Here is a 26,013-nt window from a genome sequence, read left to right as displayed (position 1 = left end):
TGCCCAAACAAACAATGAGCCAGCCTACGTCATGGATCACATCCGTCTGGCTAACATTGGCCCTGATGATTTATCGAGCCCCCCTAACAGCATATAAACCCAACTTAATTTCGGCTGCGGCAGTATCAATAATCGTAATTCAAAACGCCTAACAGGATATTTTTCATTGCAATTACAGGATGGATCAACGATACATTAGCCTTCAACATAGGCTTAACCCCCTGTTTCCATCTATGACTAACATACCCCCATCACTCTTCTGGCGTGGCTTAATGCCAGCAGCAATTATAACTTGTTTTGCCACCGCTTCGGCTTTTGCCGCTGACGTCGCTTGGATCGGCCTAAACTCCACAGCCGAAAGCCTCGCTACCGACATTAATGACGGAGCCAACTGGGACTCGGGCACGGTTCCCACCACCGGCGACACCGCGATATTCAATTATTCAGGGCTCGACCAGACGAACACCTTCAAAGGTGACCTGTTTATCAGCGCGGCGGACACAAACTTTAACCCCAGCGGCCTGACGTTTAACAGTAACGTCGACCCCAACAGCTGGGCGCAGGAGATGGACCTGTATCTCGACAAAAGTTTGACGCTGACTGATGGTTTCAGCTTCTCCGGATATGGCTCCGGCGGGGGCTCCGGCCAACAGAATGACCGTTTTCGAGTCGGCACCCAAGCCTCCGGCGTCACGCTGGACATCACCTCATGGACAACTACAGGGCAAGCGCCCGGTTGGGCCTGGTTCAACCTGGGCGCGGGCACTGGCGTCGCGGGCACCGCGTTTAACTTCACGGGAAGCAGCTTTACCTTTGCAACGCCAGACAACAGCCTTTCCCAATCCATTAACGGGGGCAAGGCAACTGAAGATGCCGCGCTGATTGAAAACCCAAGCTGGAACTTCACCAATGTTGGCGGCACGATTAACCTAGAATCGCCCAACAACCGCACCTCCGGCACCATCGGTCTCGGGCTGGTCCATCTCAATGTGCGCAGTGACCAAACCTGGACCGCCGAAGAAACGGCTTTTGTAAGCATGACGGGCTCCACCGGCTCAAGTGGCAACTCCGGCAAATTCATCGTCGGCTCCATTGATGGCGGTCGCCTCGATAACCTCGGTGAGCTGGACATCAAGCTCTACAGCACCTCTCAGAGCTCGTCACTCGCCACTGCAATGCAGCTCCACGGCGGCACCTACGGCAGCTTGCAATCCCAAGGCGACACCAACACGGTCGCGCGCGTTCAAGCCATCAAGATGAATGACGACGTCAGCCTTATCGGCAGCGCCGTGCTGTTTAATGAGCTCGGCGAAGCCTATGACTCTGACTACGGTTTTGCGCTTCGCCAAGTCGCGTCTATCGGCACCCAGCAAACGGACTCCCAGAACTTCTACACCCAGGGCTTCACACTGGACATTTCCAAAGGCATTCTCCTGGAAGACCTATCGTCATCATCACAGGCAGGGCGAAATCTGAAGCTCTTTATGGAAAACAGTAATGTTTCCATTGGCGGCGATGTGCTCATGACAGGTGACGCCTACCGCTTGCCAGGCGGCGGAGATGTAAACACAAATATCGGCCTCGATGGCGGCGCAAACGGCGCTAACGTAACCCTCGGCGGCAGTTGGATCGTGCACACCGTGGCGGCCAAGGGTTCCAGCAACAACTACAACCTGAGCACCTCCACCTTGACCATGACGGGTGGCGATGGTGCGGAGTCTAAAACCTGGGAAGTGGGCGACGCCTCCTCGACGACCGGCGTTCAAGCGCAAACGTGGTCTGTCGCGACCTTCAACATTGGCGTTGATGCAGGTGACACGTCACACATCAAGCTCGTCAATGAATTCCTGAACGATAATCCGTTCGTTAGTGATCCCAATATCGACAAGATCGGGGAAAAGCTGATCGCCGGTGCCCTGAATGTTCGCGAGAACAGCTACCTCGACGCCAACTTGGGTGAAGCCAATGTTGAGGTAGCCAGCCTTCTTCTTGAAACCGGTGCCACGCTCGATTTGAACACCGGTTTGACGCTAACCGATGGCCAAAACATTGCGGGCTTTGTCGGCCTGGGCGACTTGACCTCCAGTTGGAACACCTTCTCCGGCCAAGTCATCGATAGCAGCAACCCGCTCTTTGCCTTCAGCGCAGTTTATCTTGGCGGTTCGGATGAAACGGTCTGGCAGGCAGCACTGGTTCCCGAGCCGGGCACCTGGGCCTTACTCGCGGGTTTGGCTGGCCTCGGCTACTGCATCATTCGTCGCCGCAAGTAAAACCTCGGTCTCACTAAACAATTTCAAAGCCGTGCTTTCCATGTGGAAGCACGGCTTTTTAAATATCCACGCCCAAGCCGAAGGAAAGCGTGACGTCGCTCTTCTCAGGCGTCGAACCGTCGCTGAGCTGCTTGGGATTCTGCACGCGGTCCATTTGCAACATGACGAATACGTCGAAAATCGAGGTCAGCTCATACTCCAGTGAAGTGACAACGTGCTGCGTAAACAGCCCTGATTCTGCATTGGTCAGGATCCCCTGGTAGCTGAGCTTGTACTCCAGATCATCCGTAATGTCCCAATCCAGCGTGGTCGAGAAGATTGCGGCCGGGCTTTGCGCAGTGCGACTCTCCCCGGGCTGCACCTGTGAATACTGATTATACTGGTAGGCCGGACCTGCCTGAACTTCCCAATCGAAGTCCTTGCTGTCGATCACCTTGTAACCAATACCGGCACCGGCCGTTAGCTGCACATCCAAGTTCTGAAATTTATCGCGGTAGAACTCCACGTTGATCACCCGGATAAACAGGCGCTCATCAAAAAAGTAGTCAAACTCCGTGCTTGCCCGATGATTGTTGGCCGACTCGGAACCATCGGTCTTTGTGTAGTTTCCGAGATAGTCAGACTTCCAGCGCGTGCTGACGGTGCGGCGGACGGCCTCAAAATTCGCCGTGTAGCGGGTCTCGTCCGTATTGCCGGTTTGGAAGTCAAGCCCGAGCTTGCCCTCCAGTTCCCAGCGGTCCCATTCATTTTTATAAACTGGCGTGATCGACACCACTTCTTTTCGTGGCGCGGTTTCACCGGTATCTTCGAAGGTGATGACACCGTCGACCATAACGACTTTCCCCCGGTGGACCGTGCGGTTATCCAAACGGACTCCCATGGGCTGCCGGAAGCGAATTTGCTTAATGTCGCTCCAATCGATGTCGAGATCGCCCAGAATGTCGCTGTCGAACTCGACCGAGTCATCGTACATGTGGGAAAACTCGCCCTTGAGCCATTCCCCGGAAGTCAGCTCGATCCAGTCAAACTTCGTGTCGTCCTTAGCACCCGGCGGCATCCAGTTCTCGCTTTTATCCTCGGCCAATACAAAAGGCGCGAGCAATACCGGAGCCACCAAAACAGCTCCGCCACGCAAAATATTCTGAATCATCCGTCCCACGATGGCAGATCGAAACGTCTCTAGCGGGTGTGTCAAACGTCGATTCCCTCTTCGCGTTAAAGTCCATTTCCCGGTTGCAGAAATCCCGCTCCTGCACAGGCTTGAGCCATGGCGCAATTTTCCGAAGAAACCTCCGAAGACGGCTCATTCGAACGACAGGAAGACGAGTTCCGCCAATGGGTAAAGCCTGGCGGCGAATTTCCACCCGAGGCCGGCCGTTATCAACTCTACATTTGCAAGGCTTGCCCCTGGGCGCACCGTAGCTGGATCACGCTGCGGCTGATGGGGCTGGAGCACGCCGTAGGCATCAGCGTCGCAGACCCGATTCGCACCGATGACACCGGTTGGGCCTTTCGCGAGGGCGACGGCCATGGGCCGGATGAGGCCGAGGGCTTTCAGTTTTTATCCGAGGCCTACCGACTCTCTAACCCCGACTTCAAGGGCCGCGTAACGGTGCCCGTGCTGTGGGATAAGCAGACCCGCCGCATCGTTAACAACTCCGAGGACGACATCTGCCGCATGTGGGCTGACGCCTTTCGCCCGCTGGCCAAGCACCCCGTCGACCTCTTCCCGGAGTCCATTCGCGACGAGCAAGACGCGCTCAGCGAAATGATTTACGAAAATGTCAACAACGGTGTTTACCGCGCGGGCTTCGCCGACAAGCAACCCGCCTACGACGAGGCTGTCATCGCCCTGTTTGATGCACTCGATAAGCTCGAAGACCGCCTTGCCCAGGGCGGTCCGTTCCTCTTTGGCGAGCGCATTGTGGAAACGGACTGGCGGCTATTTTGTACGCTGATCCGATTTGACGCCGTCTACCACGGGCATTTCAAGTGCAACATCCGCCGCATCATCGACTACCCGAATCTCCAAGCCTACATGGAGCGGCTTTACCGCGAACCAGGTATTGCCGAGACGGTGAATTTCGATCATATAAAGCGCCATTACTACGTGACTCACGACGACATCAACCCGACGCAGATCGTGCCCCGCGGACCACAAACCGTCATCCGCGAGTAGGAAACGCGTCAGGTTTGCCGCCACTCGTCGACGAACCATGCCATGAAAAAACTGCTGCTCCCACTCGCCTGCCTTTGCGCAATCTCCGTCCACGCCGCCACCATCAACGGCGAGATCGACGTGGACGAGCTGCCCAGCGCCAAGCGCTCCTCCAACCGCTACCAGCGCGGTGCCGCCGAGCAACCAGCCGCCCCGCCCGAGTCGATGGCCGTCGTCTACCTGCTGGGCGATTTTCCGCAGGCAATGTGGGACAACGTGCCGAAGACCTCCGAGCTGATTCAGCGTGGCCTACAGTTTGAGGTCAGCGTGATGCCCGTCACCAAGGGCGCGATGGTCGTCTTCCCCAATGAGGACGAAACGTTCCACAATGTCTTTTCCTATTCGCCCGAAAAAAGCTTCGACCTCGGCCGCTATCGCAAAGGCGAAGAGCCGGGCACCGTCGTCTTCGAGGAGCCGGGCGAGATCGCTGTTTTCTGCGAGATTCACCGTCACATGCGTTCAACGATTCTCGTGCTCGACACGCCAGTCTTCACCACAGCGGGCACCGACGGCACTTTCGCACTGGAAAACGTCCCCGCTGGCGAATACGAGTTGGTCGTCTGGTATGGCCCGGGCAAGACCAGCCACCAGCAAATCTCCGTCCCCGCCGACCAGGAAACGCTGACCGTGCAACCCGCCGCGCCGGGCGAGTAACGTATGCCGGACGCCGACGCCACCTTCTCCCGCCCACCGCTTTGGCACCGCTTCAGCTTCCGGCTAACGATCGCCATCCTCAGCATCGTGGCCGTAGTGACGCTCGGCCTGCTGATGCTTGTCCAGGCGCGCTTCAACGCCGCCTACCGCGAGTTTGTTGAGGACCGCTTCGACGACCAGATCAAGTCCTTTGAAAAGCAATTCAACCTGCGCCGCGGCAAGTTGGAGCAAAACATCATCACCGCCTCGCAGTATGCCGTGCGCCCGCAAGCCGCGCTGATGTCCGGTGCTGCCGACCGCGCGTATCTCGACTTCAGCGTGGAACTGGAGTCCTCCCTACGCTCGGAAACCGGTGGCATGGGTGACGCCTTTTTCCGCCTCTTCGATGCCGAGGGGAATATGCAAATCCCCACCGAGAACAACGCCGGTCAAGTCGCTGGCGTGAGCGAAGTGCAAGTTGCCCGCCTCTTGGAGACTTGTCTGGTGATGCCCCCAGCAGACGCCGACCTCGACCACTATTTCAGCCTCGGCTACGTGAGTTTCCCCACACCCGATGAGCCCAGCCTTTACGAGGTGCTCGTCGCGCCCGTTTACCTCGGCGGCGAGATCAGCGACCACAACTTCGTTGGCTGGATCGCACTGGGGCAATACCTCGGCAGCGACATGCTCGACACCGAAAGCGAGACCATCGAGAGCGGCATCTTCGCCGATGGGCATCTTTTCTCGCAGTCGATCCCCGACAGCGCCGATCCCGACATCGCGCGCATCATCGCCAACCACCACGGCGGCGCGCTGCCGGAGTATCGCCTCGACAGGGTCAATTACCTGGTCTTCACCTACCAGCTCGAATCCACCGTGGGCATGCCCGGGGCCTGGCGCGTGCAGCTCTATTCGCTCGCTGGGCTGGAGGCGCTGGTCGAGCGCATTCGTCAGCTTGCAGTGTGGTTCCTCGGCGCGGCGCTTTTATTCGGGCTGGCGCTCAGTTACTTTGTATCGCAAAGCTTCGCGAGTCGTATTGAAAAATTAGTCGGCGTCATGCGGCAGATCGGGCACGGTGAGTTCGACGTCAACCCGCCGCCCGGCAAAGACGAACTGGGCCAACTTTCCACGGCGATCAAAAGCGCCGCAGACGAGCTCGCGCAGAAGGAGAAAATTCACCAGGTGCTCAACATGGTCACCGATCCCGCCGTGGCCGACGAAATGCTCGCGGGCAAGATTGAGCTCGGCGGCGAAGCCCGCGAAGTGGCGACACTGTTTTGCGACATCCGCGGCTTCACGCCGCTGACCGATGGCATGGACCCGCGTGACGTCGTGGAGCTGGTCAACGGCCACATGGGCGTCATGTCCGACCTCGCTTCCGAGCATCAGGGCGTCGTCGATAAATACGTGGGCGACGAGATCATGGTGCTCTTCGGCGCGCCCCATGCCTACGGCGACGACTGGGTCAACGCCGTGCGCTGCGGCCTGGCCATGTGCGCCGTCCGCGCGCAGCTTAATGCAGCCGGAGACCGCGTGATTAACATCGGCGTCGGCATTGGCGCGGGCGAGGTCATCGCCGGGCGCATGGGCTCGGACACCCGCCGCAACTACACGGTGCTGGGCGACCGCGTAAACCTCGCCGCACGCCTGTGCTCCAAGGCTGGCCCGGGCGAAGTCATCATCGACGAAGCCATCCGCAACCGCCTCCCCCCGACCGCCGTCGTCGAACGCATTGACAGCGTCCAGCTCAAAGGCTTTAAGGACCCGGTGCCCGTTTTCAAAGTCATCTCTGTGGAATAACCAATGCTTCGCTACACGCCACTTCTCCTCGCCTGCGCCAGCCTCTCGGCGACCAACCTTTTCGAGCCGCTGGACTACCTGAGCAACAACCTCTTCTACGAAACAGAGGACGGCGTGTTTGCTATTCAAGGTGGTGGCTCGGTGGAAATTTCGGGCTACTATTTTAATCAGGAACCGGTTGGCTTCGTGTTCCCCAATCCACCGACGGACCACACGCTCTTCAGCCCGCGGTTAACGCTGGAGGCTGATGCCTGGCTCGGCGAACGCCTGTCCGGCTCGATCAAGTTTCGCTGGGACGACGGCATCGACCCGGGTTACTCCAATAACTCTGTCCGCATCGACGAGCTGTTTATCGACGCGGCCATCGCGCCCGGGCATTTCGATGTGCGCGTCGGTCGGTTTGCGACGATTTTTGGCAACTACGTGCCGCGGCAAAGCGCGTGGGACAACCCCTTTATCTCCCCGCCACTGGCCTACGATCAGGCGACCAGCGTCACCGACAACGTCGCCCCGCCCAACGCGACCGCCTTTGCCAACCGCCGCAACGCCAACATCAACGGCCACACGTGGATTCCCATCATCTGGGGGCCGGTTTACACGCAGGGCGCAGCGGGCTTTGCGAGCTGGCGCGACTTCGATCTCGCCGTGTCCGGCACCAACCGAGCCCTCTCCTCACGCCCGCCGGTTTGGGACGACTACGACTGGAGCGACCCGACCTTCACCGGCCGCCTTGGCTGGACGCCCGTTGCCGAGTGGAACGTTGGCCTGTCCGGCGCGTTTGGCGCGTATTTAAAAGACAGCACGCAGGCCACCCTGCCCGTCGGCACCCACGTGGGCGACTACGACCAGGTAACCGTTGGCCTCGACGCCACCTGGGCCAGTGGCCCGTGGCAAGTCTGGGCCGAGGCGCTGTTCTCCGAGTTTGACGTGCCCAACGTCAGCGACCCCGCGCAGATCTACAGCTACTACGTCGAGGGCAAATACAAGATCACGCCCCAGCTCTACGGTGCCCTGCGCTACGGCATGCAGTTTTACAACAAGATCGACACCCCCGCAGGCAAACAACGCTGGGACTACGACGTCCTCCGCGCCGAAGCCGCCCTTGGCTACAAGTTCAACCGCCACGCGCTGATCAAGGTGCAGTATCAATATCAATACCAATTCGCCAACTTCCAAGACGGCGAAAACCAGATCGCCGGCGAGCTAGTGATTAAGTTTTAAGGCAAGTTAGGACGCAGTTTTTTAACCACGAAGGACACGAAGAGCACGAAGGACCTAGAGGCAACAATTTTAAACTCACGCTAAGACCCAAAGACCCCAAGTGATTTTTCTAAAACATCATTTGTTCCTGCGCGTGAATCATCCGGTTATCAATTTGCTTCCCGTTCTTCCCGATCTTCCTGTTAAAATCGCGCCATATCAGCTTCGTGCTCTTCGTGTCCTTCGTGGTTTAAAAAATCATATTGCTGGCGCTCAACCCATCGCTTCAATTTCCACATGCCCATTGACGCACAAGGCGCGTTCTCGCACACTTTCCCGGTGACGGCCGACATGATCGACCGGCAGAACCACGTTAATAACGTCGTCTATGTGCAGTGGATGCAGGACGTCGCCATTGCGCACTCCCGCGCCTGCGGCGGCTACGCGGCGATGGAGCAAGCCGGCGGCACTTGGGTCGCCCGGGCGCACCACATTGAGTATCTCAAGCCCGCTTACCTGGACGACGTCATCACTGCCCGCACCTGGATCTTCGACGCGACCAAGGTGCGTTCACGGCGGCGTTATCAATTTCACCGCGTGGCCGACGGTGCGCTCATCGCCCGGGGCGAGACCGACTGGGTTTACATTGACGAAGACACCGGCCGCCCCATCGCAATTCCCGAGATAGTCCGGGCTTGCTATCCCGTGCTGGAAAACGGATAGTTTATCGCAACTTTGCATTGCCAGAATGAATGCGCCCAACCAATACGCACAGCCCGACCTACCGCAACAGGTGATCGACGAAGCCGCCCTGCGGGAGGAGGAGCAGTTTGCCGAGCGCGCCGAGCTGCTGACCCGCGGCAAGCTGATGCCCCACCTGGAGAAGAAGTATCAAAAGAACCAAATTTGGGCGCTCAATATCTTTGCCGACACCGCGGTGCAGGTCTCCGAAATCGAAGCCGCCACTGAGCCCCACGGCCAATACGCCCACGCCACCTGGAAGCTGAAGCACACCAACCAGCCCACCGGCGGCGAGGCGCTGGCCTTGATGTTTCTCGGGCCACTGGGCTTGCTGATCGGCCTCTTTGGCCAGCGCAAGCGCACCGCCGAAATCGAATACACCACGATCCACCGACTTCCCGATGATCAGGTGAAATTCTGGCAACTCAAGCGCGGCGGCTACGTTACGGGGAAAATCGTCGGCCTGCTGGCGGGCATTGGTGGGATTATCTGGACAATCGTTCAGATCGCCATCGCCGCAAGCAAGCACGCCGCCAAGACCGAGCAATTCATGATCCTGCTACCGCTGGCAGTGACCATTGCCGGTTTCTGGTTCATGTGGTGGTGTGACCGCCGCACCCTGCCCCGCATGCTGCGCATCTACAGCGGCAAGAAGTTTCAGCTGAAGTCACTGCGTCTCTTGGAGCCGCAACAGCCCTCGGACATCCGTTAGCAGCGCTCACGGCCTCGATCAGCGTCGCTAATTCTGGTGAAGTAAGACTTGAACTCACCCCTGCGAGGGTCATTACTAGGCTGTTTTCGCGAAAATGAAAATCCCGCAACACGCACCCTTCAGCGAACCGCAACGCAGCTCGCTCAATCAGATTCTGCCGACCCTTAGCGATCAGCAGACCACGTGGTTGAGCGGCTTCCTGGCGGGCGCCCAATCCGCTTCCGGCGCTCCCGCCGCTGCGCCTGCCGCCAACACCGCGCCAGCCAGCATCCCGCTGACCATCCTTTACGGCACTGAGAGCGGCAACGCCGAGGAGCTCGCCAGCCGCGCCAAAAAGGCTGCCGCCGCCAAAGGCTTCAAGCCGAAGACCGTCGACATGGGCGACTACAAGACGGCTGATTTTGCCAAGGAAAAGAACCTCCTCGTCATCTGCAGCACCTGGGGCGACGGTGAGCCGCCCGACCGCGCCGTGCCGTTCTACGAGTTCGTCATGGGCGACAAGGCTCCCAAGCTCGAAGGCGCACGTTTCTCCGTGCTCTCGCTCGGTGACACCGCCTACGAGAAGTTCTGCCAGACCGGTAAAGACTTTGACGAGCGCCTCGAAAAGCTCGGGGCCAAGCGCTTCCACCCACGCACCGATTGCGACCTCGACTACGAGGGCCCGTTCCAGAAGTGGCTAGACGGCGCGCTGCACGACCTGAGCGAACTCGCCGCACCTGCCGCGGCTCCCGCAGGCAATAGTGCCAGTGCCTCCCTCGCGCCCACCGCTCCGGCCATCGAATACGGCAAGAAGAACCCCTTCCCGTCCGAGCTCAAGGAACGCGTGCTGCTCAACGGTCGCGGCTCGATCAAGGAAACCATCCACCTCGAGCTGTCACTCGCCGGCAGTGGTCTCAGCTACGAAGCTGGCGACGCCCTGGCCGTCATCCCGACCAACTGCGCTGACGATGTTGACCACGTCATCCAGTCCGGCAAGTTCAAGGCAGATGACACCGTCCCAGCGCCCGACGGCAGCGAAGGCCCGCTTAACGAAGTCCTTACCCAGTATTACGACATCACCGGGCTCACGAAGAACATCGTTAAGAAATACAACGACCTGGCCAAGAGCGACGAGCTCACCGCTCTCCTTGGCGACAAGGAAAAGCTGCAGAATTACCTCTGGGGCCGCCAAATCTGCGACCTGCTTGCGGATTACCCAATCGGCCTGCCGGCGAAGGACTTTGTCGGCCTGCTGCGTAAGATGCCGCCGCGTCTTTACTCCATCGCCTCCAGCATGAAGGCGCACCCGGACGAGGTCCACCTGACCGTGGCCGCCGTCCGCTACGACGCTTATGGCCGCGCGCGCAAGGGCGTTGCCTCGACTTACCTGGCCGACCGCGTGGCCGTGGGCGAAACCCTTCCGGTATACACCCACCACAACAAGAACTTCAAGCTCCCCGGCAGCAGCGACACGCCGATCATCATGGTGGGTCCCGGCACCGGCATCGCGCCGTTCCGCTCCTTCGTGGAAGACCGCGCTGCCGACGGCGCTAAGGGCAAGAACTGGCTCTTCTTCGGCGACCAGCGCTTCTCCTACGATTTCCTCTACCAGCTCGAATGGCAGGACTACCTCAAGGACGGCATCCTGACCAAGCTTAGCACCGCCTTCTCCCGCGACCAGCCCGAGAAGATCTACGTGCAACAGCGCATGATCGAGCAGGGCAAAGACATCTACGCCTGGCTCCAGGACGGCGCACATTTCTACGTCTGCGGCGACGCCTCCCGCATGGCGCACGACGTCAACGAAGCCCTGATCACGATCCACGAGCAGCACGGTGGTCTCTCCCGCGACGCCGCGGAAGCAACCGTCAAGCAGCTCCAAAAGGACAAGCGTTACCAGCGGGACGTTTACTGAGATTAAAGAGAAAATTAAAAATTAAAGAGCGGCCGGACGATGTGTTCGGCCGTTTTTTTGTAAGCATGTAACAAGCATCGCATTCATTAGGCGCGACTCTATCTGACTAAGGTAGCGCAGGCGCGTCCCCGCGCCGCACCCCATGCTGACGGAATTTGAATCAAGCTGCCCAAATAGTAGGCCGAGTCTCCATTCGACTTCGCTCAAGGGAGGCCAGCCAAACCACCGCGCTGGAGTGGCCGCGTTCCGTAGCACAGGCGTCCCGCCTGTGTGGTTTCAGACAGTTGGAAATCGGGACACAGGCGGGACGCCTGTGCTACGGAAATGCGCGCCTTCAGCATGAAAAATATCCGTTTTGTTGTGGCCTCCACGCCGGTTTTCTGACAGTATTACGGACGTAAAAGTCGGCGCGCCAGACGATCCCCGAGGCGCTTAAGTATCGCCGACTGCGCGACCAAGCGTCGCCGACTGTAGCACGAAGCGTCGCCGACACTTCTCCGGAGCATCGCCGACGCTTCGGCACGTACGTGGTAAGGGTTTGGTCACGAACAAGTGGTTGTTTGCGGCAGAAACAAGGGTATGGTTGGGGCAGGACCAAGTGGATGTTTGTGCGAAAACCGCCAATGGCGTATCTACCGGAAACAAGGCATCAGCAGGTTCTCGATAAGGCACAATCCACTGAATTAGTATTCAATACGATTAATCAACATGATTCCTTGACCAGATATAGCTTAGGGACCAAACTCGTCACATGAGTCACCCCAACCCATCCGGCCATAGTCCTTCGATGCGTTCAATTATACCGTTGGCCTGATAACATGAAATTTTGCGCCGTAATAATTACCGTCCTTCTACACTGCCAAAACGTCTTCGGGACAGGTCAAGTCCCCGATATTCTGATCCTTAATGGAGAAGAGAGAGGCATCAGGACAAACCCTCTCAATCAATGGTTCGAATGGACCGGTGAAAGAACCGATTTTCTGGAGTATTTTCAAGAGGGTGAATGCAGCGCTTGCTGGCGTGGATATATTGCGACCTGGAAGATAACGAACAACAAGCTATACTTGGAAAAAATTCAAAATTTTGACCAAGACAAAGTCATGCCGTTAACTGAGATATGGCCAGAACAAGGGGACGAACCTGTTTTCGCTGAATGGTATTCCGGCCTCCTATCGATACCCGAAGGCGAGTTATTGAACTATGTTCATATGGGATATTCGAGTATTTACGCGCGAGATATGCTATTACGGGTCGACTCAGGAATTATAGTAGATCGAAAGGTTCGAGATAATCGAATCTGGTTTTTAAAACGACTGTTGGGCGATGATGGTGCAGTCTACAATTTCCCTGATGTAAAACTACCGGATATGTCATTAAAAGAAGCAGTCGAGTGGACTTACAAAGTCATGTTCGAGTATACTACCGAGCGCGAAGACTTGGAAAAAATGATTGGGTTGTTAAATATTGAGTTTAGCTATCTAAACGACTGCGGCAGTCAGACAGTTTCAGGGTATACCGAGAAAAACGTACCTCCCTACGATGCTTTCGAACATATTGCTCAAGCTGCAGGCTGCAAAATGAAGGTGATTGCAACAGAAGATGGACTCATCTTACAGTTCGACAGGGCGAACTAAATCGCACCATTCAACCCCCCTATGCCATACGACGAGGCCAGCGCAATCGCGCCGGCAAACAAGACCCAGGTTCCGGGTTCCGGGACGGCGGTGAGGGTCATTGCTCCGAGGTAGATGAAGCCGGTGTCTTTGTCGTTGTTTGGGCCTTGGGTAAGCGCCAGTTCAATCTTGCCGGACGCATTGGGCTGATGCCGGACGTTCGATCCACAAGCGCCTAGTGCCAAGCAGCCATGGGAATTTCCCCCAGTGAATCGGCGTTGTCATTGCGGTGAAAATTGCTGGGATGGCAGCGCACAATACACACTCTATGCAACCAATCATTCTGCCGTCCGGGCTCGGACGTGATTTCTGGGTATGGGGCGACCGATACTCTTTTAAGTCAACCGGCGCGGAAACCAACGGTGCGCATGCGCTGCTCGAAATGAACGTCAACCCCGGCTCGGGCACCCCACCCCATCAGCACCTGGCCGAAGACGAAATGTTTTACGTGGTCGAGGGGCAGTTGACCGTCAGCGTGGGCAATGAGCACATCGTCGCCGGACCGGGCAGCTACGTGGCCGTCCCCAAAGGCGTGACGCATGCCTGGGCAAATGAAAGCGATGACGTGGTCAAGGCGCTCGTATTCCTGGTCCCCGCCGGCTTCGAGCAATTCCTGATGCGCATTGGCGAGGAGATCACCGACGCCAACCCGACGCCTCCCCCCGTCACCGACGCGATGATCCAGTCCGCCATCGCCATTGCCGGCGATTACCACATGAAGGTGGTGGAGTAGCGGACGACGCGTAACGATTGCCTCTGAGCAAGGTAGCGCACGTTATCCCTACGGGCACAGCATTGCCTCTGAGCAAGGTAGCGCGGAGCGTCCCCGCTCCGCAAGCAGCGCCAATCAGCAACATGAGTTCGCTTGAGGACATGGGCGCAACCAAACCTTGATAGGAACCTTCGAACGTTCACCTCAATTCTTGCGGAGCGGGGACGCTCCGCGCTACCTTTACCAACGAGATGAAACATGCCTGCGAGGGACCCCCATCGACAAGCTCATGGCAGGTCAGGCTCCACATCTTGCCGAACAGAAAGCGTCGCCTAAATATAATACATCGGCCCGGCGTCGCGGGGCATGAGGTCGCGGATGGTGATTTCCTTGGCGCGCGCTTCGAAGGCGGCACCGATCTTGTTCAGCGACTCCGCCACGAGGGGGCCGGATTGACCGGCCCGTGACGGCGAGTTGGAGAACAAGCCCGGGTCGATGACCATCATCACGTCAAACAGCGAGATCGCTTCCGGCTCTTTGGCCAGTGCATAGCCCCCCTGCTTGCCACGGCGGCTATTGATCACGCCGCCATTGCGCAGCTCGTTTAAGATTTGCACCAGGTAATTCGAGGGCACTTCCTCGGCTTCAGCGAGGTCCTCGATGTGAGCCAGCTTCGGGCTTCCGTGATAGCGGCCAAGCTGAGCAAGGACGCGCAGGGCATATTCGACTTTTAATGATAGCTTCAACGTTGCCAAAGTTGAGTGAGTTACCTAACTTTGGCAACGAAAAGCGCTCACTATGGCTACACCACTCGACAGCGAAATCGAACAGCTCAGCAAAACCACCGAATTGATCGTCGCCTTTCTGCTTGAAAACGGCGCCAAGATTGCCTCGGCAGTCATCGTCTTAGTCATCGGGTTTTACGTGTCCAAATGGCTGCACGCATTCCTGATGAAACGCTTTGAAAAGCGCGGTACCGACATCACGCTGGCCAAGTTTGTCGCCGGCTTGGTGAAGCTGCTCATCCTCACGATGGCGTTCCTGTTCGCCTTCGCCAAATTTTACAACATAGCCCCGCTGGTCGCGATGATCGGCGCTGGTGCGTTCGGCGCCTCCTTGGCTTTCCAGGCGCCAATCTCCAACTACGGTGCCGGGCTGATGATCATCCTGACGCGCCCGTTCGTGGTCGGTAACACCCTGACCGTTCAGGGGCAATTTGGCCAGGTCAAGGACATCAGCCTCGCCTACACCCAGCTCGAGAACGAGGACGGCGAGGTCATCACGATCCCCAACAAACAGATCATGGGCGAGATCTTCGTGAATTCCCGCGAGAATCGTATCGTGGAGGGCGTGATCGGTATCTCCTATGACAGCGACCCCGATAAGGCCATTGCGGCGGTCGTAGAGGCCATGAAGAGCATTCCTGACGTCAGCACCGAGACGCCGCCCCAGGCCGGCATCGATGAGTTTGCGGATTCGTCTGTCAATATCGGCTACCGCTGCTGGGTCCCGACCAAGACCTACCACGCCACCCGCTTTCAGGTGAACCGCGCCGTTTACGCCGCCGTCAAGGGCTGCGCCGACATCCCGTTCCCGCAGTTGGATGTCACGATGAAGAAATCCTAATTGGCCGTGACGCACCATGGAGGGCGGTGCTTCGTCACCGCCGCCGCGCTGGAGTCAGCATTTGCCCAATTGGCAAATCTATCGGCCCAGCAGGATGCTAGCGGCGGTGACGAAGCACCGCCCTCCAGCTCGAAAAACGACACGCAGAACACCGTTTTTGACGCGCTAAACATTCGGAAAAAACGCTGCGTGAAGGACTTATAAACAAGCGCTGTTGGGAGACTTTTTTTAATAGAAATGCAAACCCACTGCCCAGCATTGTGAATAAGTCGCCATTTCCGGACTGAAACCGCTAGATGTAGTGCGCTCAAAGCGTCAAAAAACTACATTTAGTGGCGGAAATAGCCGTTTTTTTAGTTGGCGTTACCCCGAAAAGTTCTTACTAATCTACAGATTTTATGGCATCTAAAAACTCCGAATCCAACAAGAAAACGCCCACCGAATACACCGAAGACTCTCTGAGTAAGCTGGAAGGGCTTGAAGCCGTTCGTAAGCGCCCAGGTATGTATATCGGTGACGTGACCAACGGCGGCGCGTTACACCACTGCGTTTTTGAAATTGTCGACAACTCCGTCGACGAACACCTCGCTGGCTTCTGCACGCAAATCGACGTTACCATCCACAACGACGGCTCCTGCTCAGTGGAAGACGACGGTCGCGGCATTCCGGTCAAAATGACCAAGCACGGCAAGTCCGGCGTCGAACTCGTGCTGACCGACCTCCACGCGGGTGGTAAGTTCGGCCAGGGCGGCTACAAGGTGTCCGGCGGTCTCCATGGCGTGGGTGCCAGCTGCGTGAACGCTGTTTCGGAGTGGATGGAAGCCGAAGTTCGCCGCGAAGGCGAAATCCACAAGATTTCCTTCTCCCGCGGTGCCGTAACGGAAGAGCTCCACGTAGTCGGTAAGACCCAGAAGACCGGCACGAAGATTACCTTCCTCCGCGACCTGGAAATCTTCGTCACCGAGCACGAATATAAATATGACATTCTGGCCAAGCGCCTCCGCGAACTGGCGTTCCTGAACCCAGGCATCATCATCAACTTCAAGGACGAGCGCGACGAACGCGGCGAGACCTTCAAGTTCGACCAAGGTGCCGCGCAATACGTTACCTGGCTCAACCGCAGCAAGCAAACGCTGACGCCCGAGCCCGTTCAGTTTACCGGTGAAATCGCCCCCAAGGACGACGAGCCTGAAGACGTGATCACGGTCGACGTCGCGCTCCAATACAACGACTCCTATAACGAGGCAATTTACCCTTACGCGAACTCCATTTTCAACGGCGACGGCGGCACCCACCTCTCCGGTTTCCGCACCGCCCTCACCCGCGCCGTCAACACCTACGCCAACGCCAACAAACTGGTGAAGGACAAGGACCCGAAGATCTCCGGTGACGACGTCCGCGAAGGCCTCACGGCGGTCATTTCGGTGAAGCTCTTCAACCCGAGCTTTAACAACCAGACCAAGGACAAGCTGCTCAACCAGGAAGTTGACGGCGTCGTCCAGCGGGTCATGGGCGACAAGCTGAAGCTTTACTTCGACCAAAATCCGAAGGAAGCCAAGCGCATCGTCGACAAGTGCGCCAGCGCCGCTCGCGCCCGTGAAGCCGCCCGTAAGGCCCGCGAAACCGTTCGTAAGAGTGTGATGAGCGGCGGCGGCCTGCCCGGCAATTTGGCCGACTGCTCCGAGAAGGATCCGTCCTTGTGCGAAATCTTTATTGTTGAGGGTGACTCTGCAGGTGGTTCCGCCAAGCAGGGCCGCGACCGTCGTTACCAGGCCATCCTTCCGCTCTTCGGCAAGCCGCTGAACGTGGAGAAGGCACGCCTCGACAAGATGCTCAACAACAAGAATATCCGCCTGCTCATCACCGCGCTCGGCACGGGCATTGGTGCCGATGGCGACGGCGCGTTCGACATCTCCAAAACCCGCTATCACAAGATCATCATGATGGCGGACGCGGACGTCGACGGCTCGCACATAATGACGCTTTACCTGACGTTCTTCTACCGCTTCATGCGCCCACTCGTGGAAGCCGGCTACGTCTATATCGCGCAACCGCCGCTCTATAAGATCAAGCGCAAGAAGCGCGAGCAATACGTGGATAACGACGCGGAAATGAACCGCATCCTGCTCGAGCTGGGCAGCGAGGACGTGGTCCTCACCCGTCTGCGCGACGGCCACGAATTCCCGGCCAGCAAGGTCGACAAGATGGTCGAAACACTCTCCCGTATGGAGCACCTACTCCGCGGCGTTACCCGCTACGGTTGCCCGGCCTACCAGTTCCTCGACGAGCACGATTCGGCCACCTACGACTTGCCGAAATACATGGCGCGCATTCGCACGGGCAATCAGGAAGAATTCATCTTCCTGAAGGACGACGAGGCGCGCAGCCGCTTCTACGTCGAACAGGACATCACCGAAGACATGTTCTCCGGCATGGTCGTTCGCGAAACCGAGCTCAACGGTGTCACCGTGCAGCAACGCCTGACTATCCACGAAATCTTTGAAGCCTCACAGATTTCCAAGATCCTGCGCGAGCTGACCAAGACCGGCCTGGAGCTTTCCACCTTCACCCCGACCGAGGAGCCGCGCTACACCCTTACCGAAAACAAGGGCCAGAAAAAGGAGAACGTGCGCGAGATGCACACCATCCTTGAGCTCGTAACGGCGATCCGCGAGTTCGGCCGCAACGGTCTGACCATGCAGCGTTATAAGGGTCTGGGTGAGATGAACCCGAAGCAGCTTTACGAGACCACGATGGACCCGGAAAAGCGCCGCCTGCTCAAGGTCGATGTGACCGACGCCGCCAAGGCCGACGAAACCTTCTCCATGCTCATGGGCGAAGACGTCCCCTCACGCCGCGCCTTCATCGAGGACAACGCGCTGAACACCAGCTATCTGGACGTGTAGTTAATTATGAAGTATGAGTTATGAATTATGAAATGGCGGCAAGCCATACGTAGTTCGGTATTCATACTTCTGAATTCATAATTCATAATTTTTCCAAATCCCATGTATACTGATAAAGAACGCCTCGAAGCCCGCTCGATCACTGAGATCATGGAGACGGCCTACATCGACTACTCGATGTCCGTCATTGTCTCCCGCGCGCTGCCAGACGCCCGCGACGGCCTGAAGCCCGTTCAGCGCCGCATCCTCTACGCGATGAACCAGATTGGTCTCGCGCATAACCGAGCCCATAAAAAGTGCGCCGCCGTCGTTGGTGAAGTGCTGGGTAAATACCACCCGCACGGTGACCAATCCGTTTACGACGCCCTCGTCCGCATGGGCCAACACTGGGTGATGCGTTACCCGCTGATCGACCCGCAGGGTAACTTCGGCTCGATCGACGGTGACCCACCCGCTGCTTATCGTTACACCGAAAGCCGCCTGGCCGCCATCGCCGAAGAGCTGATGCGCGACATCGACAAGGAGACCGTCGACTTCGTCCCGAACTACAACGAAGAAACGACTGAGCCTTCCGTTGTCCCCTGTGGTTTGCCCAACCTGCTGATGAACGGCTCCACCGGCATCGCGGTCGGCATGACAACCAATATCCCGCCGCACAATCTTTCCGAGCTGGGTGCCGCGATCAACCTCATCATCGACAATCCGAACTGTGACGTCGACGAGGTGATGAAGGTGCTCCCCGGCCCTGACTTCCCGACCGGTGGTGCCATTGCCGGACGCAACGGCATTGAGCAATACATGCGCACGGGCCGAGGCATTGTCCGCGTCAAGGGCACTGCGCACACCGAAGAGCTCAAGAACGGCAAGGAACAGATCGTCATCACGGAGATTCCTTACAACGTCAACCGCGCGAACCTCGTTACCAAAATCGCCGACCTCGTCCACGACAAGGTGCTCGACGAAGTCAGCGACCTGCGCGACGAGTCCGACGAAAACACTCGCATCGTCATCGAGCTCAAGCGTGGCGAACCGGGCCGCGTGGTGATCAACAAGATCGCCAAGCACACGCCATTTGAGTCGTCATTCGGCGTCATCCTGCTCGCGCTGGACCAACGTCGCCCGAAGCAGATGAACATCAAGGAAATGCTCGAGTGCTACATCGAGCACCGACGCGACGTCATCTACCGCCGCACGCAGTATCTACTCCGCAAGGCCGAAGACCGCGCGCACATTCTCGAAGGTTACAAGATCGCACTGCTCAATCTCGACGACATCGTTAAGATTATCCGCGCTTCCAAAAACCGCGACGAAGCCCGTGAGCGACTCATGGAGAAGTATCCCCTCTCCGAGCGCCAGACCAACGCGATCCTCGACCTGCGCCTCTACCAGCTCACCGGTATGGAGCGCGATAAGATCGAAGAGGAATACCGCGAGATCATGCAGAAAATCGAATACTACCGCTCGATTCTCGACAACGAATCCATCCTTCTCGGCGTCATCAAGGACGAGCTAAACGAACTCGTTACGAAGTTTGAGAGCCCACGCCGCACTCAGCTCTTGGCGGCCGAAGGCGAGTTCCGCATGGAAGACGTCATCGCCAACGAAGGCTGCATCATCACGATTTCCCACCAGGGCTTCATCAAACGCACGCCCGTTAGCAGCTACCGTTCGCAGAAGCGTGGCGGTAAGGGGGTCATAGGTAGCGGCCAGCACGACGACGACTTTGTGGAGCATCTCTTCACCGCATCGACGCACGACTACATCATGTTCTTCATGAATAATGGCCGCGTGTATGTGGAGAAGGTTTACGAGATTCCCGAAGGCACCCGCACGTCCAAGGGCCGCTCGATCGTCAACGTTCTGCAAATGCAGAAAGACGAACGCATCGCCTCGATGATCTGCATTAAGGAGTTCGACGAATCGAACCACCTCGTCATGTGCACCAAGAAGGGCATTGTCAAAAAGACCAACCTCGCGGAATACCAAAACTACCGCAAGGGCGGCACGATCGGCATCAAGATCGACGACGACGACGAACTGATCGGCAGCAAGCTGACCAATGGCGAGAACGAACTGGTCATCGTCACCCGCGAAGGCATGTCCATCCGCTTCCAGGAGACCGACCTCCGCGACCAGGGCCGCGCTACCCGCGGCGTCAAGGGCGTCACCCTGAAGAAGGCCGACGACGCCGTGAAGGCCATCGAAGTGGTCGACGAGAATGCCACTCTCCTGATCGCGGGCGAAAACGGCATCGGCAAACGCACCGAATACTCGGAATACCGCACGCAAAGCCGCGGCGGCTCGGGCATCATCGCGCTCAAAACCGCATCCAAGGTCGCCGGCGCACTTAGCGTGCATGAAAATGACGAGATCATGATGTTCACCGTGGGCGGCCAGGCCGTTCGCAGCCCCGTGAAGGATGTCCGCGTCATCGGCCGCACCACGCAGGGCGTTCGCCTGATCAACCTCGCCGAGGGAGACAAGCTCGTTGGCCTGTGCAAGGTCGTCGAAGTCGAAGATAAAACCGAAGACGGCGACAGCGAAGAAGGCGGCGAGGAATAATCCCCCCGCGTAACGAATTACTCAAACAGGTCGCCCTGCCGGGCGGCCTGTTTTTTTTGCTCAGTTGAAAGGCTGTGCTCGAGCAGCCACTTCATCGTCATCGCTTCAAAGCCTGGCTCCGCGCCAATGCGGAGCAAAAGCAGAGCCGAGGCCAACGCATCGTAAAGCGCACAGTGGGCCTTGCGGCGGGCATCCGGGCAGTGAGCATCGCCCAGTTCCACCAACTTACTTTGCAATGCAAAGCGTTCGATCAGATCGCCGAGCTTATAGCTCTCCAGCCCAGGATAAAGGGCCTCGTACAGGCGGCGGGTATCAATCCACGGCCCCCAGTCGGCAACTTTGCCGCTGTTCAGATAGTCAGTCGATGCGGGCGGGTAACTCCACTGCTGCTTGAGCAGCCCCTGCTCGACGCTGGCATGGTGCGCCGCAAACGCCCCCTGTCCGCGCCACTCCGTGAAGCGCTGCCACTCATCGGCAAACGGCGCGCAGCCGGTCACATCTTTTTGCGCAATGCCATGCAGCCGCGTGTCCTGCTGGCTGATGGCATCCAGCGGCGCGCAAAGCCGGGTATGGGTCGACTTAATTTCGCCATGCAATAGCTCGACCACCCCATATTCGATGACGCCGGTTTTCCCAGCGCCCTCGAAGTCGATCACGTAAATCGGGATGTCGGCCCAGTGCCCCATAAATCAGGCACCAGCAATGCGAGGCATCCACATCGGCTCCTTGCCCAGCTCAGCATGGATCAGCTTTTGCAGCAGCTCCATCTTGAGCGAGGCGGCCTCGGGAACGTCCCACAGATTTTTGATTTCGCCCGGGTCCTCCTGCAAGTCGTAGATTTCGCCGTAGCTCTGGTTGTAGTAAACCGTGATCTTGTAGCGTTCGTTGACGTAGGTCTTCAGGTGAATACACGTCGGCTGCTGGCGGAATTCTACGATGCAGTGGTCGCGTGCGCTCTCCTGCTCGCCCTGCCAGACCGGCAGCTGGTCCACGCCTTGCCAATCATTGGGCACCCGCGTCCCCGTTGCCTTGAGAAAGGAGACGGGGATATCGACCAAGCTTTGCAATGCAGAGCTTTCGACGCCGGCCGGAATTTTACCGGGCCACCGCGCAATCATCGGCACACGAATCTCGTCTTCGTAATGGAACGGCCCCTTGGCATTGAGCCCGTGGTGACCATAGAAATGCCCGTGGTCGGTGGTGAAAACAATCAGGGTGTTCTCACGCTGACCGGTCTCGTCGAGGTAGTCCAGCAGCTTGCCAATGTAGTGGTCCATCATGCTGACCATACCGTAGTAAACGGCGATATCCTTGGCAAGCGACTCCTTATCCTGCAAGTGGCTGCCCATGCCGTGGTTGGCAAAATCCTCCCCGGGCGGATAGCCGAAATCGGGATTCTCCGTTTGGGTTAGCTGGATGTAGGGCGGGCTATCATCGTGCTCGCCGGGTTGCGCCTGCGGCACGGTCACGTCCTTCGGGTCATACATGGATGCCCATGGCTCCGGCACAAGATATGGCGGATGCGGATCGAAGAAACTTGCCCAGGTGAAGAACGGCTTTCCTTCCTCGCGACACTTCTCCATGCGCGCAATGGAACGCTCGGCGATCCAGGCATCGTAATGATACTCCTCTGGGATCGACCACACGTGCTCCTGGCTGGAAGTTGGTGGCTCAACGAAATTAAACTCACCCCATTTACTTTGGAAATGCTGCGCCCAATCCTTCAGGCCCTTGTCCTCCATCCAGACCGCGTAGTGTTGGCCAACGTGAGTCTCGTCCGCGTGATTACGCGCCAGCTCCACATGGTTGAACCCATAGAACGGCCCGTTGAAACCGCGCCAAAAATCCAAATCGCGCAGCAGTGGATAGGATTCCAGCGAGGGATATTCTTCCGTGCTCAACAGCGGTTGAAAATGCGCCTTGCCAATCAAAGCAGAGTCGTAGCCCTGCCCTTGCAGCAGTTCGCCAATGGTGGTCTTGTCTTCGGGCAGCTTTGTCCCCAGCGCCCAAGCACCATGCTGGCTGGCATACTGACCCGTAATTAGAGACGCGCGCGTAGGCGTGCACGTCGGGTTCGGGCAATAGGCGCGCGTAAATAGCGTTCCTTCGTTCGCTAACCGATCCAGGTTCGGTGTTTTAACCTCGGGAAAGTTTTTCCCGATCGTGTTCCAGTGCTGCTGGTCACTCGTGATGAAGAGAATATTGGGGGCGGACATCTGACTAATTCAGAACAATCTCAGAAACTACGTCAAGCCGTAGTGCCCGATAAACAAATTCAAAATATTGAATTACTCAGAAGCGCCGGTCGATAATTCGCGTCTCGGTTTTAGCATAGACCATTTTTCCATCCGGCAAGTAGCCACCAAAAGACATGCTCGGCATGACAATCGCCTTGCGCCCCAAGATAGTCCCCGGTTGGATGACGGCATTACACCCCGCCTCCGCGTGGTCGCCAAATATCGCACCAAACTTGCGCAAACCGCTATCCACCGTACCACTGGGCAAACGAACTGGAACGCTGGCTTGGTCAAGGCGGAGATTCGCCAAGATCACCCCCGCACCCAAGTGTGCGCCCTGCCCCAAAACCGAATCACCCACATAATTAAAATGCGGCACCTGCGCGCCATCCAGCACCAGGCAATTTTTCAGTTCGCACGAGTTGCCGATCACGCAGTTCGCGCCAATAATGACCTTGCCGCGGATGTAGGCATTGGGGCGAATTTCCGTGCCGGGCCCAATCCAAGTCGGCCCTTCAATGACCGCAGTCGGTGGCAGTTTGACGGTCGGATGAATATACACCTTCCCCTTGATGTGCATGCCTGCGGGTATGGCACTGTGCCCCTGCGCCAGGAGCCAGCTAAACTTGCTCAGTGCTTCCTCAATACGCGGAATCCACGCCCACGGCGCGTCGTCCGGCGAAAACCACTTAGCGAAGTGTTCCAGAGTTTCAGGCAGGGTAATAACATCAGAGGCAATCATGCGAGTAACTTGCCAAGCTTGTCGCGAAGTGTCGAGCCATCCTCGGCCTTCAAAAAACTAAATTTCTTCTTGCCAGTAGCTTCATATTTCGGGAAAAGCATCGTTTTCCCAATTACGGGCTGTAGCGCAGTCTGGTAGCGCGCGTCGTTCGGGACGACGAGGTCCAGGGTTCGAATCCCTGCAGCCCGACCAATATCCATGCGGGATAGCGGTTGACGAGTGATAAATGACTTATCATTCTGGCATCTATGAAACGTGATTGGGATCTGATTCGGTCTATCCTCCTATGCCTGGAACATGACCGGGATAACGAGCCAATTGAGTCCATCTTAAGTGATGTTGAGCATCTCAGCAACTGGACTGAGGAAGAACAATATTACCATATGGCTCTTTTGATCGAAGCAGGTTATGCCATTGGGCCAGTGGATGAACTCGAAGATACCACTCTTATTGCGAATTGCGAAAGAATGACTTGGGCTGGGCATGACCTCTTAGACAGCATCCGAGACAAAGGCATCTGGGAGAAGACCAAAAGCGGGGCCTCTCAAATTGGAGGTTGGTCTATTGAGATCATCAAGGACTTAGCTACAGCCTACATCAAACAACAGGCCAAAGAGAAACTGGGATTCGACCTGTGAACTCCAAGCCATTCAAGGTAAAGACTTTCAAATACCCATCTGGGAACAAAGGCTATTTGCTTTCAGGCACTATTGACGGGCGCCAAGTCCGGAAGAAATTCCAGTCCAAGGATGAAGCCTACGCCGAGCGATCGACATACGAGCTCAGGCGCCAGAACAGCGAAGTAAAGCTGCACACGGTGCCATCAAAGCTGAATGAGGATCAGCACAAGGAAGCATACGCCGCCTATCAACTCTTGGACGGGACCGGCAAAAGCCTCACAGAGGCCGTATCCTTCTTTCTGGAGCACAACCACCATGATCTTGTCCACAAGCCTCTGAGCGAAGCCGTAGACGCCTACCTGCTTGTCAGATTCGAGGAAAAGAACCGCGGCACGCTGTCGGCTATCCACTACCGCAACACAGAGGTTGAACTGAATCGCCTCAAAGCCCATTTCACCGACAAGAACATTGGCGATATTACCGATCTAGACCTTGGCGACTACATCGGCCGGGATTCGGCGCTCAAGACGTGGAACAATCGCCGCTCCTATCTGCGGAAGCTCTGGCAGTATTTCATTGATGAGAAATGGGCGGGCGCCAACCCCACCGACAAGCTCAAGCATTACGGCAAGCGCGAGGTCAACCGCAACAAGGGCGAGGCCTCGACGTTGACGGCCTCCGAAGCCGCCAAGCTCATGGAATACGTCCAGAGCTACAAAGACGGCGTAATGGTGCCTCACATAGCCCTCTGCCTCTTTGCGGGGATCCGGCCCGACTACAACCACGGCGAAATCACCAAGCTACAGCCTGAGCATATTTCGATGGAAGGCGGTCGCATCCATGTTCCGGCCTCAGTGTCGAAGGTCGATGAAAAGCGCATGGTGGACATTCAGCCAAACCTGAAAGCCTGGCTAGAGCGATTTCCGCCAAAGCACTACCCTATCCTACCGGGCAACTGCCGGCGTATGCGTCAGCACCTGGCCAAGCGCTTTGAGCTGGGCAAAGACATCATGCGCCATACCTTCTGCTCAATGCTCCTGGCCAAAACAGGCGACGTTGGCCGGGTGAGTCTTCAGGCAGGCAACTCAACGGACGTGATCCGCGATCACTACCTAGACGTTAAAACCGAAGAGGAAGCCGCGGAGTTTTGGAATATACTACCAACTAAAGGAAATAAGATCATTTCCATTTCCGCTTAGTACTGGACTTCCCTAGCTGTTTATATCAGACACAAGGTATGTCTACTAAGCGAAGCATTGTTCTCACCTCCAAACTCCCAATAGATACAGTGATCCAAATGATGGATAACTTTCTGCATAATGGCTGGGACCGCGATCATGAGGCAGAAGACAGGGTGAACGCTGATTCCACAATCACGGAACCATACTTTGTTTATACATGCGAAGATGGTGACAAAAGACCAATGAGCACACTTTTTTTCATGCAACAAACCAAAGGACTCCAATC

At 57.2% G+C, this 26,013-nt stretch carries 22 protein-coding genes and 1 tRNA gene; 17 read left to right on the top strand and 6 right to left on the bottom strand.

The features are described 5' to 3' along the window. The first annotated feature begins 233 nt into the window (after positions 1 to 233). Positions 234 to 2,270: a PEP-CTERM sorting domain-containing protein gene (locus tag O3S85_RS01235; RefSeq protein WP_269537208.1), complete on the top strand. Its 2,037-nt coding sequence runs from the start codon at positions 234 to 236 to the stop codon at positions 2,268 to 2,270. Between the two features lie 58 nt (positions 2,271 to 2,328). Here the strand turns inward: O3S85_RS01235 and O3S85_RS01230 are convergent, their stop codons facing one another. Continuing rightward, positions 2,329 to 3,420 (bottom strand): DUF481 domain-containing protein, encoded by a 1,092-nt coding sequence (locus tag O3S85_RS01230; RefSeq protein WP_269537839.1) that lies wholly within the window; start codon positions 3,418 to 3,420, stop codon positions 2,329 to 2,331. Positions 3,421 to 3,537: 117 nt separating this feature from the next. Here O3S85_RS01230 and O3S85_RS01225 point away from each other — a divergent pair, with 117 nt between their 5' ends. The 8 genes from O3S85_RS01225 to O3S85_RS01190 all read left to right on the top strand — a co-directional run bounded on the left by O3S85_RS01225 (position 3,538) and on the right by O3S85_RS01190 (position 13,102). Continuing rightward, positions 3,538 to 4,449: a glutathione S-transferase family protein gene (locus tag O3S85_RS01225; RefSeq protein ID WP_269537207.1), complete on the top strand. Its 912-nt coding sequence runs from the start codon at positions 3,538 to 3,540 to the stop codon at positions 4,447 to 4,449. A gap of 42 nt (positions 4,450 to 4,491) precedes the next feature. Further along, the gene (locus O3S85_RS01220) at positions 4,492 to 5,142 is read left to right on the top strand and encodes a hypothetical protein (RefSeq protein WP_269537206.1); all 651 of its coding nucleotides are present in this window, start codon (positions 4,492 to 4,494) and stop codon (positions 5,140 to 5,142) included. Between the two features lie 3 nt (positions 5,143 to 5,145). Next, positions 5,146 to 6,921, top strand: a complete 1,776-nt coding sequence (locus O3S85_RS01215) for an adenylate/guanylate cyclase domain-containing protein (RefSeq protein ID WP_269537205.1) — start codon at positions 5,146 to 5,148, stop codon at positions 6,919 to 6,921. A 3-nt stretch (positions 6,922 to 6,924) separates the two neighbouring features. Then, a complete protein-coding gene (locus tag O3S85_RS01210; RefSeq protein WP_269537204.1) occupies positions 6,925 to 8,142 on the top strand; it encodes a porin in 1,218 nt (405 codons plus the stop codon). Positions 8,143 to 8,418: 276 nt separating this feature from the next. After that, positions 8,419 to 8,844 (top strand): acyl-CoA thioesterase, encoded by a 426-nt coding sequence (locus O3S85_RS01205; RefSeq protein ID WP_269537203.1) that lies wholly within the window; start codon positions 8,419 to 8,421, stop codon positions 8,842 to 8,844. A 25-nt stretch (positions 8,845 to 8,869) separates the two neighbouring features. Next, on the top strand, positions 8,870 to 9,574 hold the full coding sequence (locus tag O3S85_RS01200) for a hypothetical protein (RefSeq protein WP_269537202.1): 705 nt from the start codon (positions 8,870 to 8,872) through the stop codon (positions 9,572 to 9,574). 94 nt (positions 9,575 to 9,668) lie between these two features. After that, positions 9,669 to 11,468, top strand: coding sequence for an assimilatory sulfite reductase (NADPH) flavoprotein subunit (locus tag O3S85_RS01195; RefSeq protein ID WP_269537201.1), 1,800 nt, complete (start codon positions 9,669 to 9,671; stop codon positions 11,466 to 11,468). 818 nt (positions 11,469 to 12,286) lie between these two features. Next, the gene (locus O3S85_RS01190) at positions 12,287 to 13,102 is read left to right on the top strand and encodes a hypothetical protein (RefSeq protein WP_269537200.1); all 816 of its coding nucleotides are present in this window, start codon (positions 12,287 to 12,289) and stop codon (positions 13,100 to 13,102) included. Here O3S85_RS01190 and O3S85_RS01185 read toward each other — a convergent pair. Next, positions 13,099 to 13,326: a hypothetical protein gene (locus O3S85_RS01185; RefSeq protein WP_269537198.1), complete on the bottom strand. Its 228-nt coding sequence runs from the start codon at positions 13,324 to 13,326 to the stop codon at positions 13,099 to 13,101. The two genes, O3S85_RS01190 and O3S85_RS01185, sit on opposite strands and share 4 nt — an antisense overlap. A gap of 83 nt (positions 13,327 to 13,409) precedes the next feature. Here O3S85_RS01185 and O3S85_RS01180 point away from each other — a divergent pair, with 83 nt between their 5' ends. Continuing rightward, the gene (locus O3S85_RS01180) at positions 13,410 to 13,874 is read left to right on the top strand and encodes a quercetin 2,3-dioxygenase (protein ID WP_269537197.1); all 465 of its coding nucleotides are present in this window, start codon (positions 13,410 to 13,412) and stop codon (positions 13,872 to 13,874) included. Between the two features lie 311 nt (positions 13,875 to 14,185). Here O3S85_RS01180 and O3S85_RS01175 read toward each other — a convergent pair whose 3' ends face one another. Beyond that, the gene (locus O3S85_RS01175) at positions 14,186 to 14,599 is read right to left on the bottom strand and encodes an RrF2 family transcriptional regulator (RefSeq protein ID WP_269537196.1); all 414 of its coding nucleotides are present in this window, start codon (positions 14,597 to 14,599) and stop codon (positions 14,186 to 14,188) included. Between the two features lie 52 nt (positions 14,600 to 14,651). Here O3S85_RS01175 and O3S85_RS01170 point away from each other — a divergent pair, with 52 nt between their 5' ends. The 4 genes from O3S85_RS01170 to gyrA all read left to right on the top strand — a co-directional run bounded on the left by O3S85_RS01170 (position 14,652) and on the right by gyrA (position 20,947). After that, positions 14,652 to 15,479 (top strand): mechanosensitive ion channel family protein, encoded by an 828-nt coding sequence (locus tag O3S85_RS01170; RefSeq protein WP_269537194.1) that lies wholly within the window; start codon positions 14,652 to 14,654, stop codon positions 15,477 to 15,479. A gap of 6 nt (positions 15,480 to 15,485) precedes the next feature. Then, complete coding sequence (locus O3S85_RS01165) at positions 15,486 to 15,683, top strand: hypothetical protein (RefSeq protein ID WP_269537193.1); 198 nt, start codon at positions 15,486 to 15,488, stop codon at positions 15,681 to 15,683. A gap of 194 nt (positions 15,684 to 15,877) precedes the next feature. Beyond that, positions 15,878 to 18,385 (top strand): DNA topoisomerase (ATP-hydrolyzing) subunit B, encoded by a 2,508-nt coding sequence (gene gyrB, locus O3S85_RS01160; RefSeq protein WP_269537192.1) that lies wholly within the window; start codon positions 15,878 to 15,880, stop codon positions 18,383 to 18,385. A 102-nt stretch (positions 18,386 to 18,487) separates the two neighbouring features. After that, positions 18,488 to 20,947 (top strand): DNA gyrase subunit A, encoded by a 2,460-nt coding sequence (gene gyrA, locus O3S85_RS01155; RefSeq protein ID WP_269537190.1) that lies wholly within the window; start codon positions 18,488 to 18,490, stop codon positions 20,945 to 20,947. A 17-nt stretch (positions 20,948 to 20,964) separates the two neighbouring features. Here gyrA and O3S85_RS01150 read toward each other — a convergent pair whose 3' ends face one another. The 3 genes from O3S85_RS01150 to O3S85_RS01140 all read right to left on the bottom strand — a co-directional run bounded on the left by O3S85_RS01150 (position 20,965) and on the right by O3S85_RS01140 (position 23,926). Then, positions 20,965 to 21,633: a 3'-5' exonuclease gene (locus O3S85_RS01150; protein ID WP_269537189.1), complete on the bottom strand. Its 669-nt coding sequence runs from the start codon at positions 21,631 to 21,633 to the stop codon at positions 20,965 to 20,967. Between the two features lie 3 nt (positions 21,634 to 21,636). Continuing rightward, positions 21,637 to 23,163, bottom strand: coding sequence for a sulfatase family protein (locus O3S85_RS01145; protein WP_269537188.1), 1,527 nt, complete (start codon positions 23,161 to 23,163; stop codon positions 21,637 to 21,639). Positions 23,164 to 23,239: 76 nt separating this feature from the next. Beyond that, on the bottom strand, positions 23,240 to 23,926 hold the full coding sequence (locus tag O3S85_RS01140; protein WP_269537187.1) for an acyltransferase: 687 nt from the start codon (positions 23,924 to 23,926) through the stop codon (positions 23,240 to 23,242). 115 nt (positions 23,927 to 24,041) lie between these two features. On the opposite strand from O3S85_RS01140, the gene O3S85_RS01135 reads away from it, so the two are divergent. The 3 genes from O3S85_RS01135 (at position 24,042) to O3S85_RS01125 (ending at position 25,745) form a co-directional block, all read left to right on the top strand. Beyond that, positions 24,042 to 24,118 (top strand) — tRNA-Pro (locus O3S85_RS01135). Positions 24,119 to 24,174: 56 nt separating this feature from the next. Next, positions 24,175 to 24,564, top strand: a complete 390-nt coding sequence (locus O3S85_RS01130) for a DUF2513 domain-containing protein (RefSeq protein ID WP_269537186.1) — start codon at positions 24,175 to 24,177, stop codon at positions 24,562 to 24,564. Further along, positions 24,561 to 25,745 carry a tyrosine-type recombinase/integrase gene (locus O3S85_RS01125; protein WP_269537185.1) on the top strand — a complete coding sequence of 395 codons (1,185 nt, stop codon included), beginning with the start codon at positions 24,561 to 24,563 and terminating at the stop codon, positions 25,743 to 25,745. The genes O3S85_RS01130 and O3S85_RS01125 overlap by 4 nt, the downstream gene beginning before the upstream one ends. Positions 25,746 to 26,013 lie beyond the last annotated feature (268 nt).

Source organism: Cerasicoccus sp. TK19100 (assembly GCF_027257155.1).
GTDB classification, from domain to species: Bacteria; Verrucomicrobiota; Verrucomicrobiia; order Opitutales; family Cerasicoccaceae; genus Cerasicoccus; species Cerasicoccus fimbriatus.
The sequence above is the reverse complement of the archived record's forward strand: the minus strand, read 5'-3'. Positions and strand labels throughout refer to the sequence as shown.

Coding starts and splice junctions, on each gene's coding strand:
- O3S85_RS01235 (WP_269537208.1), top strand. CDS start 234: ATGACTAACATACCCCCATCACTCTTCTGGCGTGGCTTAATGCCAGCA.
- O3S85_RS01230 (WP_269537839.1), bottom strand. CDS start 3,420: ATGATTCAGAATATTTTGCGTGGCGGAGCTGTTTTGGTGGCTCCGGTA.
- O3S85_RS01225 (WP_269537207.1), top strand. CDS start 3,538: ATGGCGCAATTTTCCGAAGAAACCTCCGAAGACGGCTCATTCGAACGA.
- O3S85_RS01220 (WP_269537206.1), top strand. CDS start 4,492: ATGAAAAAACTGCTGCTCCCACTCGCCTGCCTTTGCGCAATCTCCGTC.
- O3S85_RS01215 (WP_269537205.1), top strand. CDS start 5,146: ATGCCGGACGCCGACGCCACCTTCTCCCGCCCACCGCTTTGGCACCGC.
- O3S85_RS01210 (WP_269537204.1), top strand. CDS start 6,925: ATGCTTCGCTACACGCCACTTCTCCTCGCCTGCGCCAGCCTCTCGGCG.
- O3S85_RS01205 (WP_269537203.1), top strand. CDS start 8,419: ATGCCCATTGACGCACAAGGCGCGTTCTCGCACACTTTCCCGGTGACG.
- O3S85_RS01200 (WP_269537202.1), top strand. CDS start 8,870: ATGAATGCGCCCAACCAATACGCACAGCCCGACCTACCGCAACAGGTG.
- O3S85_RS01195 (WP_269537201.1), top strand. CDS start 9,669: ATGAAAATCCCGCAACACGCACCCTTCAGCGAACCGCAACGCAGCTCG.
- O3S85_RS01190 (WP_269537200.1), top strand. CDS start 12,287: ATGAAATTTTGCGCCGTAATAATTACCGTCCTTCTACACTGCCAAAAC.
- O3S85_RS01180 (WP_269537197.1), top strand. CDS start 13,410: ATGCAACCAATCATTCTGCCGTCCGGGCTCGGACGTGATTTCTGGGTA.
- O3S85_RS01170 (WP_269537194.1), top strand. CDS start 14,652: ATGGCTACACCACTCGACAGCGAAATCGAACAGCTCAGCAAAACCACC.
- gyrB (WP_269537192.1), top strand. CDS start 15,878: ATGGCATCTAAAAACTCCGAATCCAACAAGAAAACGCCCACCGAATAC.
- gyrA (WP_269537190.1), top strand. CDS start 18,488: ATGTATACTGATAAAGAACGCCTCGAAGCCCGCTCGATCACTGAGATC.
- O3S85_RS01150 (WP_269537189.1), bottom strand. CDS start 21,633: ATGGGGCACTGGGCCGACATCCCGATTTACGTGATCGACTTCGAGGGC.
- O3S85_RS01145 (WP_269537188.1), bottom strand. CDS start 23,163: ATGTCCGCCCCCAATATTCTCTTCATCACGAGTGACCAGCAGCACTGG.
- O3S85_RS01140 (WP_269537187.1), bottom strand. CDS start 23,926: ATGATTGCCTCTGATGTTATTACCCTGCCTGAAACTCTGGAACACTTC.
- O3S85_RS01130 (WP_269537186.1), top strand. CDS start 24,175: ATGAAACGTGATTGGGATCTGATTCGGTCTATCCTCCTATGCCTGGAA.